The following is a 15,568-nucleotide window of genomic DNA, read 5'->3' on the forward strand; positions in this document are numbered from 1 at the left end:
ATCTGAAAATGCCCTAAAAGCTAGATACTGTTTAGGGCATTTTATTTGAGTTTCCTTTAGGATTTAAAAAACATATTCTAGACCAATTCCCAATACTTGCTTTAATTGCACTTTTGGGCCTTCATTGATTTTTACCCCATTTTCTTCTTTAATGACGTCAATATCTTCATCGTAGACTAAATTGCATCCAACATTAGCTTTTACATATTGGTTTACTTTTAAATCGGCATAAAATTGCCAATCAACATCTATATTGCCAAAATTATGTAAATAATCGGTATACAAACTCAAACGGTTTTTTATCGTAATGTTCGTGAAAATCTCTTTTTCAATATAGGAAGTTACCAGAATACCAAGCTCAGTTTTCGATTGCTTTCCTTCTGAAATTAAATTTCCTTGTGCATCGTAAACTGCTTTTTTTACACCATATGCACCGGCATTAGCTAGAGTTTGATCAAGTACAGCTGTGTTTTTTAACGTTAAAGGAGATAAATAGACATTTAGTTTTTCGGGTTTGTAAATATATTCAGAACCAATACCTAGAAAAGTGTAGGCAGGTGCAAAGGGTTTTGAAATTGGATTTTCTATATCTGGATAATTATAACCATTTGTGAATTGGGTATTGAAATTTAATTTTGCCGAATGGTACCAATTGGATAAAGAATCTTTTCTAAAGCCATACGTAGAGTTGATTCTAAAAACATCATCTGTTTTTCTGAGTTGAATTCCTTCTTGTTTGTTCATACCATATCTAAAAAGTAGTTCGTTTGCCCAAACTTGATAATCATCTTTATAATCTCGTTTGAGATGTGCTCTCACAAGTCCTGTAATTGCGCTTGTTCCTCCAGCACTCCAATTGACAAAAGCGATCTCTGAAATATCTACACCAAGAATATTTTTATTTGTCCAATGCGAAATAGTGTCTGGTTTAGCAGTTATAATGGTGTTAAGTGGTTGGTCGTTTTTTTTTACAGTAGTGGTATCAGCTACACTTGTAATTATTTTGATTTGCGAATAACTACTGATTGATAATAATAATAATAATAAAATTGGTTTGGTAAAAAAAGTCATAGTAGGGCTGTGGTATTTTAAGGGCGCAAAATAATTTATTTCAACAACTTGAGAAAATTATTTCTAAACTATCAACGGAAATTTTGCAATATTGTTGTAGTTCAGCAATAGAACCTTGCTCAATGAAGATATCCGGAATTCCTAATAACTGTATTTTAGAAGTGTAATTATGGGTGGCCGAAAATTCTAGAATCGCACTTCCAAAACCACCTTTTATTGCTCCGTCTTCAATAGTGATAATGGTTTCGAATTGGCTAAAAATAGCATGTAGCTCGTTTTCATCAAGAGGTTTGATAAAAGCAAAATCATAATGGGCAAAGTTTTCAGGATGTTGTATTTTGGATAGAGCCAAAGTGACATTGTTTCCAATTGCCCCAGTCGATAAAACGGCAACTTTTGCTCCACTTTGGAGTAGTTTTGCTTTTCCAATTTCAATTTTTTCGTATGTTCCTAAATGTGCAATTTTCCAATCTTTAGTGACACCTCTTCCTCGAGGATATCGTATGGCAATAGGATGATTTAAACCCAATTGGGCAGTATATAAAATATTTTGTAAATCGATCTCATTCAAAGGGGCATAAACAATCATGTTCGGAATGCAACGCAAATAAGCCAAATCAAAGACTCCATGATGCGTAGCGCCATCTTCTCCAACTAAACCTGCTCGGTCCAGGCAAAAAATTACTGGTAAATTTTGCAAAGCCACGTCGTGAATCACTTGGTCGTATGCGCGCTGCAAAAAAGTAGAATAAATGTTGCAATACACTACCATTCCTTGTGTAGCCATACCTGCGGATAATGTAACCGCATGCTGTTCGGCAATTCCAACGTCGAAAGCGCGTTTTGGAAAGGCATCCATCATAAATTTCAACGAACTTCCAGATGGCATAGCAGGAGTAATTCCAACAATTTTGTCGTTTTTTTTGGCCAAATCCAAAATGGTCAAACCAAAAACATCTTGGTATTTTGGTGGTAAATTTTCTTCTTGTTTTGGAATAATTTCACCCGTTGATGCATCGAATTTACCTGGAGCATGATATTTTACCTGATTTTCTTCGGCTTGTTGAAGTCCTTTGCCTTTGGTGGTAATAATATGTAAAAATTTTGGTCCTTTTGTTTTTTGCAATCGCTTTAATTCTTTGATAACGGCATAAATATCATTACCATCAATGGGTCCCGAGTAATCAAAATTCAATGACCGAATCATATTATTCTGTCTCGGGTTTTTTCCCTCTTTTACGGAAGTGAGGTATTTTTTTAGTGCACCAACGCTTGGATCAATTCCAATGGCATTATCATTTAGAATAACCAATAAATTAGCGTCGGTAACTCCAGCGTGATTCAAGCCTTCAAACGCCATTCCAGAAGCTATCGAAGCATCACCAATAACTGCAATATGCTGTTTCTCGAAATCGCCTTTCAAATTGGACGCAATTGCCATTCCTAGCGCTGCCGAAATAGAAGTGGAGGAGTGGCCTACGCCAAAAGTATCGTAAATGCTTTCGCTTCTTTTTGGAAAGCCGGAAATACCGCCCAATTGTCGGTTGGTATAAAAAATAATTCTTCTTTCAGTCAGGATTTTATGCCCGTAGGCTTGATGACCCACGTCCCAAACCAATAAATCTTCAGGGGTGTTAAAAACATAATGCAAAGCAATCGTGAGTTCCACCACGCCAAGACTAGCGCCAAGATGACCTTCTTTGGTCGCGACAATATTGATGATAAAATCACGTAATTCTTGTGCCAATTGAGGAAGTTGTGCTTCTTCAAGCTGGCGCAAATCGATTGGGGAATGGATATGTTCGAGTAAGTTGCTTTTCATTATAGTTTAAAAAGCGAATTTACGGTTTTGTTTTCTATTTTTGTACGGCAACTTAATAATTCCCTTTGTGGGATTTGGGGACTTATGGAAAATATTTTTACGGACGAGTACTTTATGAAGAAAGCTTTGCAGGAAGCTGAAATGGCTTTTGACAAGGGCGAAATTCCTGTGGGAGCCGTTATTGTGGTCAATAATACCGTTATTGCCAGAAGTCATAATTTAACCGAGTTGCTCAATGATGTCACCGCTCACGCCGAAATGCAAGCCATAACTGCGGCTGCTAATTTTCTTGGCGGAAAATACCTTAAAGATTGCACGCTTTACGTTACATTGGAACCTTGCCAAATGTGCGCCGGAGCTTTGTACTGGAGCCAGATTACCAAAATTGTTTATGGAGCCAGCGATGATCATCGTGGGTTTGTGAAAATGGGAACTCAACTGCATCCAAAAACTGTTGTTGTTCGTGGAGTTATGGCTAATGAAGCTTCGGAACTGATGAAACGGTTTTTTGCTGAGAGAAGAAAATAGTCTTTTTAACCGAAATACCTAGCCCAGATAGCAATGGAAATCCTTTATTGTTTTTCTTTAAAACAATAAAGATTGCAACGAATAGCTGGAAAAAGCTCCTAAAAAAGACCTTCAAATAATAATTTACCTCCAAAGAATTTTCTTCTTAAAATATTAATCAAAATACTATACTTTTACTACAATATAATGTATGCTTTTGCAGTTATGGTTTTGACTGTGAAATATTGCTATATTTTTAATTTGTAACCCATTAACTCTAGATAAAAGTGAAAACAAAAGGATTAATTTACGTGTTTTGTGTGTTTTTTTTGTTTCAAGCGTGTGGTAAAAAATCAGCCGCCGATTTTAATTCCGATTTTTCATTATTCAAAGAGTATATAGTCAGTTTTACGGGGGGAATAGTTTCGGCGCAATCCGATATTCGTGTGGTTTTGGCTTTCGATAACAATAATTGGAAAGTCAATCAGGTTTTGGACGATGATTTATTCGATATTTCTCCAAATGTCAACGGAAAAGTGATTGCACTTTCCAGTAATACTATTGCTTTTATTCCCGAAAAAAAACTGGAATCGGGTACCGAATATCAGGTGACTTTGCATTTGGATAAATTAAATTCAAAGGTTGCCGAAAAGGATAAAACACTTTCCAATTTCAATTTTACGGTAAAGACCATCAAACAGGACTTTATTGTCAATACGCTTGATTTGCAATCGTACAGCGCAGCATACCAATATTTGAATTGTGTATTGAAAACCGCAGACAATATGGATTTTGAAACTGCTAAAAAATTGGTGGAAGCCAATCATGGTGGAAACGATTTGAAAATTGTGTTTGAAAAATCGAATGCAGTTGGCAAAGAATTTAAATTTAGAATTGATAGTATTCAGCGATTGGATTCCAAAAGCAATCTCGAAATTAAATACAACGGAACGGATTATGATATTGATCAAAAAGGGGCTGTCGATTTCCCGATTACGGCGCTAAATGAGTTTAAAGTTATAAAAACTGAAATAAGTGAAGGAAACAATCAATCCTTGACCATCAATTTTTCGGAGCCATTGGAAAAAGGACAGGATTTTAAAGGTTTGGTGGCGATTCAAAATACTAGTAATTTAAAATTTTCTACACAAGGCAATGTGTTGAAGGTTTATTTTAATAATGAGAAAGCCGTTGAAAAGCCTGTTGAGGTTGCTCCAGAAACAGTTGTAGAAGTTTTAGCTACTGATTCTACTGCTGTGGCTGTCGATACTGCTTCAGTTGAAGAACCGGAGGAAGTTGCCGTTGTCGAGCCTGAGCCAGTTGTGGGTTCACAAAAACTCACAGGAGAATTGCTGTTGGAGGTTTTTCAAGGGATTGAAAGTGAATACGGTAAAAAACTGAATGAGAATTACTCAGAGAAAATTTCGTTTGATGAAATAAAACCCAATGTTCGTTTCATCAAAAACGGAACGATTCTGCCAAGTTCGAGTAATCTGAAACTCAATTTTGAGGCTGTAAATTTAAGTGCTGTTGATGTAAAAGTGTATAAAATTTATAAAAACAACATTCTTCAATTTCTGCAGGATAACGAGTTAAACGGAACTCGAAATCTGAAAAGAGTTGGACAGCCCGTTGCCAAATCTACGCTTTATCTCAATGAAAACAACTTGGTAAATCCAAGTAAATGGAACACTTTTGCTTTGGATTTGTCCAAGATTATAACGCCAGAACCCGGTGCGATTTACAGAGTGGAGTTCTCGTATAAAAAAGCCTATTCTTTATACAAATGCGAATCTTCAACTGCTGATGACAGTGAAAATGATGAGGAAGAAGATGTGGATGAAAATGATGTGAATTATAGTCAAAATGCATACGATGAGTATTATTATGACGATTATGAATGGAGAGAAAGCCAAGATCCTTGCTCGAGTTCGTATTATTACAATGCCAAGATTGGAACAAATATTTTAGCCTCGGATGTTGGGGTAATTGCCAAAAGAGGAGAGAATAAATCGTATTTATTTGCCGTAAACAATATTATTACTACTGAACCCATTTCGAACGCAAGAGTGGACTTGTATAGTTTTCAACAGCAAAAATTGGCTACAGGCACAACAAGCAGTGAAGGAATTGCCAGTTTTCAGTTAGATACTTTTGCCTATTTTGCCATTGTTACTTACGGGACACAATCGACTTATGTCCGACTTGATGACGGAAATTCGTTGTCGGTCAGTAATTTTAATGTGTCGGGTGAAACCTTGCAAAAAGGACTCAAAGGTTTTATATATGGAGAACGCGGGGTTTGGAGACCAGGAGATAATTTGTATTTGTCTTTTATTTTGAATGATGCTTCGAATAAAATTCCATCCGGACATCCAATAAAATTTAGATTGAGCGACCCCAATGGTAAAGTAACGTATCAAACTGTTCAAAAATCGAATGAGTGGAATCACTATGCTTTTACCGTGCCTACAGAAATGGATGCGCCTACCGGAAATTGGGAAGCGATGGTAAGCGTTGGCGGAGCGAAGTTTTATAAAAGCATTAAAATTGAAACCATCAAACCCAATCGTTTAAAAATCAAAAACACTTTCAAACGATCAATACTTTCATCGTCTTATCCAAATACCAGCAATCTCGAAGTGACTTGGCTTCACGGGGCTGTGGCCAAAAATTTGAATGTCGAAATGCAGGCTAAATTTTCGCAACAAGCTACGACTTTTAAGAATTATGAAAAATATGTTTTTGATGATTTGGTACGAAAATTTAATACTGAAGAAGTTACGGTTTTCTCAGGGAAATTAGATGCCAATGGAAAAGCGAATACGTCTATAGATCCTAAAATTCAAGGAGTCGCACCCGGTATGCTGAAAGCTTCGTTCATTACCAAAGTATATGAAGAAGGAGGCGACTTTAGCACTGATGTTATAGCAACTACATATTCTCCGTATAACACTTATGTTGGTATAAAATCACCAGAGCCCAACAAATACGGTATGCTCGAAACTCGCAAAGTGAATCAATTTGATGTAGTCACAGTTGATGAAAACGGCATGCCAAAGTCAGTTAAAAATCTGGAAGTAAAAGTCTATAAAGTAGAATGGCGCTGGTGGTGGGATGCTTCAAGTGATAATTTGTCTAATTATAATTCTGATGATGCGACGACTTCTTATAAAACCTTCCGAATAAATACCGATGCCAACGGAAAAGGGAATGTGCGATTTGCATTGACCGATGAAGAGTGGGGACGTTATTTAGTTCGGGTTTCAGATGAAGTTGGCGGACACGCAACGGCTTTAACAGTAAATATTGATTGGCCAATGTGGTCTGGAAAAACCAAAAATACCGATGCTTCAACGGCCAATATGTTGGTTTTTTCTACCGATAAGGAAAAGTATGCCGTGGGTGAAAACGCTCAGATTTCTTTCCCGTCAAGCGAAGGAGGCCGAGCTTTTATTTCTATCGAAAATGGTTCGAAAGTAGTTCAAACGCTTTGGGCGAAGACCCAAAAAGGAGAAACTAAAGTGACTATCCCGATTACGGCTTCTATGGCACCAAACGTGTATTTTAATATTACATTGTTGCAACCGCACGCATCAACTAAGAACGATTTGCCAATCCGAATGTATGGAATTGTGCCGATTGAAGTGGTTGATAAAAATACAATTCTAGCTCCCAAATTGGTGATGCCAGACGTGTTGCGACCGGAACAGTCATTTGCGATAAAAGTGAGTGAGCAATCTGGAAAGGAAATGACTTATACGATAGCTATTGTTGATGAAGGATTGTTGGATTTAACACGTTTTAAAGCGCCAAATGCGTGGGACAGTTTTTATGTTCGCGAAGCTTTGGGCGTGAAAACTTGGGATATTTATGATGATGTGATTGGGGCGTATGGTGGAAAAGTGAATCAGATTTTTAGTATTGGAGGTGACCAGGATTTAGGTGGAGGTAAAGCCAAAAAAGCCAACCGATTCAAACCAGTTGTGATTTATATGGGACCTTTTAAATTGGAGAAAGGACAAACTAAAACGCATCAGGTAAAATTACCGAAATATATTGGTTCGGTAAAAACTATGATTGTGGCTGGTGATGCGACTACGAGTGCTTATGGAAGTGTCGAAAAAGCAACTCCTGTTCGCAGTCCTTTGATGGTCTTGGCTTCGTTGTCTAGAAAAATATCTCCATCTGAGAAAGTGACGATTCCGGTTACTGTTTTTACAATGGAAAAAAACATCAAAAATGTTACGGTTCAAATTAAAACCAATAACGGATTAAAAGTTATTGGCAGTGCCGCTCAAAAAGTGTCATTTGCACAGCCTGATGAAAAAATGGTTTATTTCAATTTGGCCGTTGGTTCTGTAACCGGAATTGGAAAAGTGCAGATTGTGGCTACTTCTGGCAAAGAAAAATCGGTTTATGATGTAGAGATAGACATGACCAATCCTAATCCGGTTACCAATACGTTTACTGATGTGATTTTGGAACCGAGCAGTTCTAAAACTATTTCGTGGAAAACATTTGGTGTTTCGGGAAGCAATAAGGCAAAATTGGAAATTTCATCAATGCCAACCATTAATTTAAATGGGCGATTACAGTATTTGATTCAATATCCGCACGGTTGTGTTGAGCAAACGACTTCGTCTGTTTTTCCTCAATTGTATCTGAATGATATTGCCGATTTGGATGCCAATCGTAAAGATTTGATTCAGAAAAATGTTACGGCAGGAATTACCCGACTCAGAGGTTTTCAATTGTCGAACGGAGGAATAACATATTGGCAAGGTGGAACCATTGCTGACGATTGGGGTACTTCTTATGCCGGGCATTTTATGATTGAAGCAGAGAAAAAAGGATACTTTTTGCCTATCAACTTTAAAACAAAATGGATTTCGTACCAACAAAAAGAAGCTAAACAATGGCGATTTATGCCGAGTTACGGAAATGATTTTGCACAATCTTATCGCTTGTATACTTTGGCTTTGGCAGGGGCGCCCGATTTGTCTTCGATGAACAGATTGCGTGAAACCAAAGGAATTTCGAACGAAAGCAAATTACGTTTGGCTTCGGCTTATGTATTGGCGGGACAAAAATCAGCAGGTTTGACGTTGTTGCTGAATACTTCTATAGATGATAATTCGAATTATAATTATTACTATTACGGATCTGGTGATAGGAATCGAGCAATGGCTCTAGAAACATTGTTATTGCTTGGGCAAAAGCAAAAAGCATTTGCAATGGCAGCAAAATTGGCTAAACATATGTCAAGTGACCAATGGATGAGTACGCAAACTACCGCTTATTGTTTGTATGCAATGGCTAAATTTTCCGTGAGTAATGGTCCGAAAGGAATAGATGTCCAGTTCAGTAAAGATGGAAAAGGACAATCTATTAAAACGATGAAAACCATTGCAGACCGAAGTTTGGTTGTCAAAACGGGTTCGAATAGTATGACTCTAAAAAACAACAGAAAGAACAGATTGTTTGTTCGTGTACTGAACACAGGAATTCTTCCTATCGGACAAGAGAAAGCGATTCAAAGTAATGTTTCGGCTTCGATTGTTTTCAAAAACAGAAAAGGCGGAGTTATCAATGTTTCTAAAATCAATCAAGGAACTGAATTCATTGCTGAGGTAACCGTTAGAAACCAAAAAAATGAACATGTAGAAAATGTGGCGTTATCACAGATTTTGCCTTCTGGATTCGAAATTGTAAATACTCGTTTCACAGATTATGGAGATGCAACCAATAATATTGCAGATTATATTGACATTCGCGATGACAGAACCAATTTCTATTTTGGATTGAAAGCAGGAGAAGTAAAAACGTTTAGAATATTGCTGAATGCTTCTTATTTGGGTACGTATTATTTGCCGGGACTGCAATGCGAAGCGATGTATGACAATACGTTTTTGGCCAGAACCAAAGGGTTTTGGGTTCAAGTTGTGAAATAGAAGATGGTAAAATAGCCACGGATGACACAGATAGAACGGATTTCACACAGATTGAAATTATAATTAATTGTGAAGTAAAAAATCTGTCTTAATCTGTTTAATCCGTGCAATCCGTGGCCAATATTAAGTATTAATATTCTTCGCGAACTTTGCGTATAACTTTGCGACCCTTGCGGTTAAATAAATCAGCTTTGAAAAATAAACTAATATTGTTCCTGCAACGCATCATCAATTGGATGAAACTGAATAAAATTAAATCATCAATAGCTTTTTTGCTGTTGGTGGTTTATTATTTTTCGTTGCCAAGAACTTTGTTTCAAGAACCCTATTCTACGGTGATTGAAAGTAAAGAAGGAGAATTGCTTGGAGCCAAAATTGCACTTGACGGGCAATGGCGATTCCCAGTACAGGACAGCGTTCCTGACAAATTCAAAAAGTGTATTGTCTATTTTGAAGACGAATATTTCTATAAACACCCCGGATTCAATCCTGTGGCGATGGTCAATGCTTTTCAGCAAAATAGGAAAGCGGGCAAAGTCGTTCGTGGCGGAAGCACGTTGACACAGCAAGTTATTCGATTATCCAGAAATGGCAAAGGGCGAACTTATTTTGAAAAAATAATCGAACTCATTCTCGCCACGAGATTAGAGTTGGGATATTCGAAAAACGAAATTTTAGAATTATATGCCTCTCACGCTCCTTTTGGTGGAAATGTGGTGGGTTTGGAAATGGCTTCTTGGCGGTATTTTGGAGTGCAATCCCATCAATTGTCTTGGGCGGAGAGTGCAACTTTGGCCGTATTGCCCAATGCGCCCAGCCTGATTTATCCCGGGAAAAACCAAATTAAATTATTGAACAAGCGTAATCGACTTTTATTAAAGCTAAGCCAAGAAGGAATTATCGATAATCAAACTTATGAACTTTCAATAGACGAACCGTTACCGCAAAAGCCGTATGATTTGCCTCAAATAGCGCCTCATTTATTAGAGCGTGTCGCAAAAAACCAACAAGGAACCCGAATTAAAACGACAATAGAAATTGGGTTGCAAAACAGAGTCAATCAAATTGCAAAGTATTATTACAATCAGTACAAGCAAAACGAGGTTCATAATTTGGCTATTTTGGTTATCGATGTGTCTAATAGAAAAGTGATGAGCTATGTGGGCAATTCGCCTACGGATGGTAATCATCAAAAAGATGTTGATATTATTGATGCGCCAAGAAGTACAGGAAGTATTTTGAAACCGCTCTTATACGCTGGTATGCTCGACGATGGAGAGTTATTACCCAATACGCTAGTGGCAGATATCCCGACGCAAATTTCGGGCTATACACCTCAAAATTTTAACCTGACATTTGACGGAGCCGTTCCGGCACATCGCGCATTGTCGCGTTCCTTGAATATTCCGGCCGTATTGATGTTGCAGGATTTTGGGGTGAATAAATTTTATGAAGAATTGCAACGCTTCAAATTGCGGGATATTTCAAAACCGCCTGACCATTACGGTTTGTCGCTTATTTTGGGTGGTGCCGAAAGCAATTTGTGGGATCTGTGTAGAACTTACGCCGGTTTGTCCTCAACTTTGAATCATTTTACTAAAAATCAAGGGCAATACAGAACCAATGAGTTTGCTGAATTGAATTACGAAGATGATTTTCAAGTTGATTTTGGAGACGAAACCAAACAAAAAAATATTTTGGGAGCAGGTTCGATTTGGCTTACGTATAATGCAATGGAACAAGTCAATCGCCCCGAAGGAGACGAAGCTTGGAAATTCTATGACAGTTCGCTCAAAATTGCTTGGAAAACAGGGACAAGTTTTGGTAATCGTGATGCCTGGGCGATAGGAACTAATGCAAGATACGTTGTAGGCGTTTGGGTTGGAAACGCAACAGGTGAGGGTAGACCTACGTTGACAGGAGTCACCAGCGCCGCACCGATTTTATTTGATGTTTTTAATTTGTTGCCAAGACAGCGATGGTTTGATACGCCTTATAAAGATTTGGAAGAAGTTGAAGTGTGCAGTTTGAGTGGTTATTTGGCCAAAGACGGCTGTCCAAAAATTAAGCAACTTGTTTCGAAAAAAGGAAAAAACACTTCTATTTGTCCGTATCACAAAACGGTGCATTTGGATAAATCACTACAATTTCAAGTTAATAGTAGTTGTGAAAACATAGAAAATATAGTGACCAAAAACTGGTTTGTTTTGCCCCCTGTGATGGCTTGGTATTACAAAAGTCAGCATATTGAGTACTTGTCGTTGCCACCATTTCGAAATGATTGTATGGTAACACAAACCGCAACAATGGATTTTATTTATCCCAAAACGAATAGCAAAATCTATCTTACCAAAAATTTCAATAGTGAAATACAGCCTGTGATTCTAAAAGTCGCTCATTCACAACGCGAAAGCAAACTGTTTTGGTATGTAGATAATGTGTTTATAGGTACGACGAAAACCTTTCACGAATTGCCAATATCTGCCACGAGTGGATTTCATTATATCACTGTGGTCGATGAATTTGGAAACGAAATTCGGAGAAAAATAGAGATTGTAAAAGAGTAATTGATGTTTTTGGAAACGAAATGTCCTAGCCCAGATAGAAGCGGCATCCTTTTTCTGGCTTCTTTAGCCAGGAAAAGATATAGCGGATAGCTGGAAATAGCTCCTAAAATCTATCAATGGCGCATAAAAAAACCGTCTCATTAAAAAAATGAGACGGTTTTTATTTTATTCTTTGATAACATTTCCTTTTTTGTCGTAGAAATGATACTCTAAATACGTGTAAGCGTCACGCGGTATGATTTTTACCCATTTTTTGTGTTCAAAAAACCATCTTGAACGCAATGATGGAAAACCTTTGCTGAGGTATGCAGCCACAAACGGATGTACATTAAGCACTACTTTATTGTGGGTTTTTAAAATTCTTTCCAGATCGGAAGCGATTCTGTCAATGATTAATATTGGCGCTTCAATTTCGCCATGTTCATTGTTTGGATCTTCTTCTCTAGTTTTAATGTTAACTTCAGGTCTTACGCGTTGTCTGGTAATTTGGACCAACCCAAATTTACTCGGTGGTAAGATTTTATGTTTCGCTTTATCGTCGCTCATTTCTTCTCTCAAGAAGTCGAACAAGACTTTGCGATTTTCAGGATTCGACATATCGATAAAATCAACTACTATGATTCCGCCCATATCACGAAGACGCAATTGTCTGGCTATTTCGGCGGCTGCAATCATATTGACTTCCATGGCTGTGTCCTCTTGGTTGGTAGCTTTATTAGAACGGTTTCCGCTGTTTACGTCTATAACGTGTAGAGCTTCAGTGTGTTCGATAATAAGGTAAGCCCCTTTACTCATGGAAACGGTTTTTCCAAAGGAAGTTTTGATTTGTCTCTCAATATTGTATTTCTCAAAAATCGGAGTGTCTTTTGACTGATAGAACTTGACAATTGATTGTTTGGATGGTGCAATCTCTTGCAGATAATCCTTTGTTTGGTTGTACAACTCTTCATCATCAATCTGAATACCACTGAAGGTATCATTAAATACATCTCTTAATATTGAAGAAGCTCTGTTGAGTTCTCCTAATACTTTGGAAGGATGATGAGCAGTTGGTAATTTTTTACACATTGCATTCCATCTGCTGAGCAGGTTCTGCAAATCTTTTTCTAATTCTACTGTACTTTTGCCTTCGGCTACTGTGCGAACAATAACACCAAATCCTTTTGGTTTGACTGATTGTACAAGGCGTTTCAAACGTTCCTTCTCTTTTTTGTCTTCTATTTTTTGTGAAATAGAAACACGGTCAGAAAACGGAACCAAAACAATAAATCTTCCGGCTAGAGAAAGCTCTGCGCTTATCCTTGGCCCTTTGGTCGATATTGGTTCTTTGACAACTTGTACCAAAACAGACTGATTAGCACTGATTACATCTGTAATCGTACCATTCTTATCTATTTCTTTTTCAAACTGAAAGTTTTTTAGGGAGAAATCTTTTATTTTACCTGCGCTTACAAGTTTTATGAATTTCAGTTGGGAAGCTAAGTTAGGTCCTAAATCGTGATAATGTAAAAAGGCATCTTTTTCGAAGCCTACGTTTACAAAAGCAGCGTTAAGTCCGGCAACGGGTTTTCTTATTTTGGCAATAAAAATATCACCTACTTGAAAGTTGCTTTTCTCTTCTTCCTTGTGTAATTCAATTAGTTTTCCATCTTTTAATAAGGCAAAATCTACGAAATCAGAACTAGATCGAATGATTAATTCTTTATTCATTTGTAAATTTTTATCCGTACTTATTGGTTGTGGGTTGTGGGCTGTGGGTTGTTGGAAAATCCGTCAACTATCAACTATCAACCATCAACTTTTCAGCAAGGATGGATTAAACAATAATTTAACAGGTATTGTACCCGGTAGGAATTTCAGACTGCAGATTTAAGTCCCGATAGCTATCGGGATAGACCGCAGTTTTAAACTGCAATCTGAAAACTGAATTCTGCTTACTGATTTTCCAAATTTCAATGAACTTAAAAAAGAAAAAAGTAGTTTAAAACTACTTTTTCTTTTTGTGACGGTTAGCTCTCGCTCTTTTTTTACGTTTGTGCGTCGCTACCTTATGTCTCTTTCTTTTTTTACCACTTGGCATATCTAATAGATTTTATGATTAATTAATAGTGTTATTTTGCTTCGTTGTTCACTTTAACTCCTTCAACAAAAACTTTTGCAGGTTTAAAAGCAGGGATGTTATGTGCTGGAATCTTGATAGTGGTGTTTTTGGAAATATTTCTTCCAGTTTTTTCAGCTCTTGTTTTAACGATAAAACTCCCGAAACCTCTTAAGTAAACATTGTCACCAGTTTCAAGTGAGTTTTTTACTTCGTTCATAAAAGTCTCTACAGTTGCTTGCACATCTCCTTTTTCAAGGCCTAATTTTTCTGAAATCTTCGCTACGATATCTGCTTTCGTCATTTTCTTTCCTTTTTATTATGTTGTAATAATTTTTTTGAGTTTGCAAATATATGAATTTAAAAAACAATAAATCAACCTAATTCGTTAAAATTTAATTACATAAACAATTACTTTTGTTTTCAAATTTTTTACGATGAAATTTTCTAATATTCTAATTAAGTGGTACTTGCAAAATCAACGTGATTTGCCTTGGCGAAAAACAGTCGATCCTTACCCGATTTGGCTCTCCGAAATCATGTTGCAACAGACGAGAGTGGCGCAAGGAATGCCTTATTTTTTGTCTTTTACTGCGGCTTTTCCGACTGTTTTTGATTTGGCAAAAGCCAATGAAGAACAAGTCCTGAAACTTTGGCAAGGATTAGGATATTATTCCCGTGCTCGCAATTTACACAAAACTGCTCAAACAGTCGCTCAAGAAATGAATGGCATTTTTCCCGATAATTATGCCGACTTGCTAAAGTTAAAAGGAATTGGCGAATACACTGCCGCTGCAATTGCTTCTTTTTCCTATAATGAATGTGTTCCTGTGGTTGATGGAAATGTGTTTCGAGTGCTTTCTCGCTATTTTGACCTAGAAACTGATATCGCTCAGGCCTCTGCCAAAAAAGAATTCGCCGCTTTGGCTTTCGAACTTATGCCAAAAGACAACCCAGCACAATTCAATCAAGCCATTATGGAATTTGGTGCACTGCAATGTGTTCCCAAAAGTCCCAATTGTTCTATTTGTGTATTCAACAGCAGTTGCGCAGCTTTGCAAAAAAAGAAAGTAGATCAGCTACCAGTAAAGTCCAAGAAAACCAAAGTCCGAAACCGCTACTTTAATTATATAATAGCCATCGATGATTTGGAGAACACCATTATCCAGAAACGCACAGCCAAAGGGATTTGGCATAATCTATACGAGTTCCCTTTGATCGAAACCGACAAAGTCGAAGATTTCGAAACCGTGGCTCAACAAATCAATCAGCAATTTTTCCAGGAAAACAAAATAGTGAGTTTGTTGGAATTCAACGAAGAAAGCATCATTCACAAACTCTCGCACCAACATTTGCATATCAAGTTTTGGAAAGCAAATTTAAAAGGAACCATCGAAAACGGAATCGACCTGGAAACAGCCAAAACATTTCCGTTCCCAATAGTGATTCATAATTTTATAGAGGAGAAACTATAAAATCATTTATTTCGTCAGTTCGCTAAGGCTCGTGTGGGGGTAACCCTATAAAACAACGGGGCCTACTTTTAGGA

Annotated in this window: 8 protein-coding genes; 4 read left to right on the top strand and 4 right to left on the bottom strand. The window is 37.3% G+C overall.

Going from position 1 to position 15,568, the window contains the following annotated elements; genetic code table 11:
- Window positions 1-63 precede the first annotated feature (63 nt).
- Entirely contained in the window at window positions 64-1,071 is a 1,008-nt protein-coding gene (locus KZH69_RS03065) for a DUF3078 domain-containing protein (protein ID WP_219315993.1), read from the bottom strand.
- 40 nt (window positions 1,072-1,111) lie between these two features.
- The gene (locus KZH69_RS03070; RefSeq protein ID WP_219315994.1) at window positions 1,112-2,893 is read right to left on the bottom strand and encodes a 1-deoxy-D-xylulose-5-phosphate synthase; all 1,782 of its coding nucleotides are present in this window, start codon (window positions 2,891-2,893) and stop codon (window positions 1,112-1,114) included.
- Window positions 2,894-2,977: 84 nt separating this feature from the next.
- Between KZH69_RS03070 and KZH69_RS03075 the strand changes: the two genes are divergently transcribed.
- From KZH69_RS03075 to pbpC, 3 genes are all read left to right on the top strand, one after another.
- The gene (locus KZH69_RS03075) at window positions 2,978-3,421 is read left to right on the top strand and encodes a nucleoside deaminase (protein ID WP_219315995.1); all 444 of its coding nucleotides are present in this window, start codon (window positions 2,978-2,980) and stop codon (window positions 3,419-3,421) included.
- A gap of 266 nt (window positions 3,422-3,687) precedes the next feature.
- A complete protein-coding gene (locus KZH69_RS03080; protein ID WP_219315996.1) occupies window positions 3,688-9,354 on the top strand; it encodes an alpha-2-macroglobulin family protein in 5,667 nt (1,888 codons plus the stop codon).
- Between the two features lie 236 nt (window positions 9,355-9,590).
- Window positions 9,591-11,921, top strand: coding sequence for a penicillin-binding protein 1C (pbpC, locus tag KZH69_RS03085; RefSeq protein WP_439649420.1), 2,331 nt, complete (start codon window positions 9,591-9,593; stop codon window positions 11,919-11,921).
- Window positions 11,922-12,086: 165 nt separating this feature from the next.
- Here pbpC and KZH69_RS03090 read toward each other — a convergent pair whose 3' ends face one another.
- Window positions 12,087-13,631 (bottom strand): Rne/Rng family ribonuclease, encoded by a 1,545-nt coding sequence (locus KZH69_RS03090; protein WP_219315998.1) that lies wholly within the window; start codon window positions 13,629-13,631, stop codon window positions 12,087-12,089.
- 401 nt (window positions 13,632-14,032) lie between these two features.
- On the bottom strand, window positions 14,033-14,323 hold the full coding sequence (locus tag KZH69_RS03095) for an HU family DNA-binding protein (protein WP_035634379.1): 291 nt from the start codon (window positions 14,321-14,323) through the stop codon (window positions 14,033-14,035).
- Window positions 14,324-14,456: 133 nt separating this feature from the next.
- Here KZH69_RS03095 and mutY point away from each other — a divergent pair, with 133 nt between their 5' ends.
- Window positions 14,457-15,494 (top strand): A/G-specific adenine glycosylase, encoded by a 1,038-nt coding sequence (gene mutY, locus KZH69_RS03100; RefSeq protein ID WP_219315999.1) that lies wholly within the window; start codon window positions 14,457-14,459, stop codon window positions 15,492-15,494.
- The last annotated feature ends 74 nt before the right edge of the window (window positions 15,495-15,568 follow it).

Origin of the sequence: Flavobacterium taihuense (assembly GCF_019351435.1) — a bacterium.
Classification (GTDB): Bacteria; Bacteroidota; Bacteroidia; order Flavobacteriales; family Flavobacteriaceae; genus Flavobacterium; species Flavobacterium taihuense.

Coding starts and splice junctions, on each gene's coding strand:
- KZH69_RS03065 (WP_219315993.1), bottom strand. CDS start 1,071: ATGACTTTTTTTACCAAACCAATTTTATTATTATTATTATTATCAATC.
- KZH69_RS03090 (WP_219315998.1), bottom strand. CDS start 13,631: ATGAATAAAGAATTAATCATTCGATCTAGTTCTGATTTCGTAGATTTT.
- mutY (WP_219315999.1), top strand. CDS start 14,457: ATGAAATTTTCTAATATTCTAATTAAGTGGTACTTGCAAAATCAACGT.
- KZH69_RS03070 (WP_219315994.1), bottom strand. CDS start 2,893: ATGAAAAGCAACTTACTCGAACATATCCATTCCCCAATCGATTTGCGC.
- KZH69_RS03075 (WP_219315995.1), top strand. CDS start 2,978: ATGGAAAATATTTTTACGGACGAGTACTTTATGAAGAAAGCTTTGCAG.
- pbpC (WP_439649420.1), top strand. CDS start 9,591: ATGAAACTGAATAAAATTAAATCATCAATAGCTTTTTTGCTGTTGGTG.
- KZH69_RS03095 (WP_035634379.1), bottom strand. CDS start 14,323: ATGACGAAAGCAGATATCGTAGCGAAGATTTCAGAAAAATTAGGCCTT.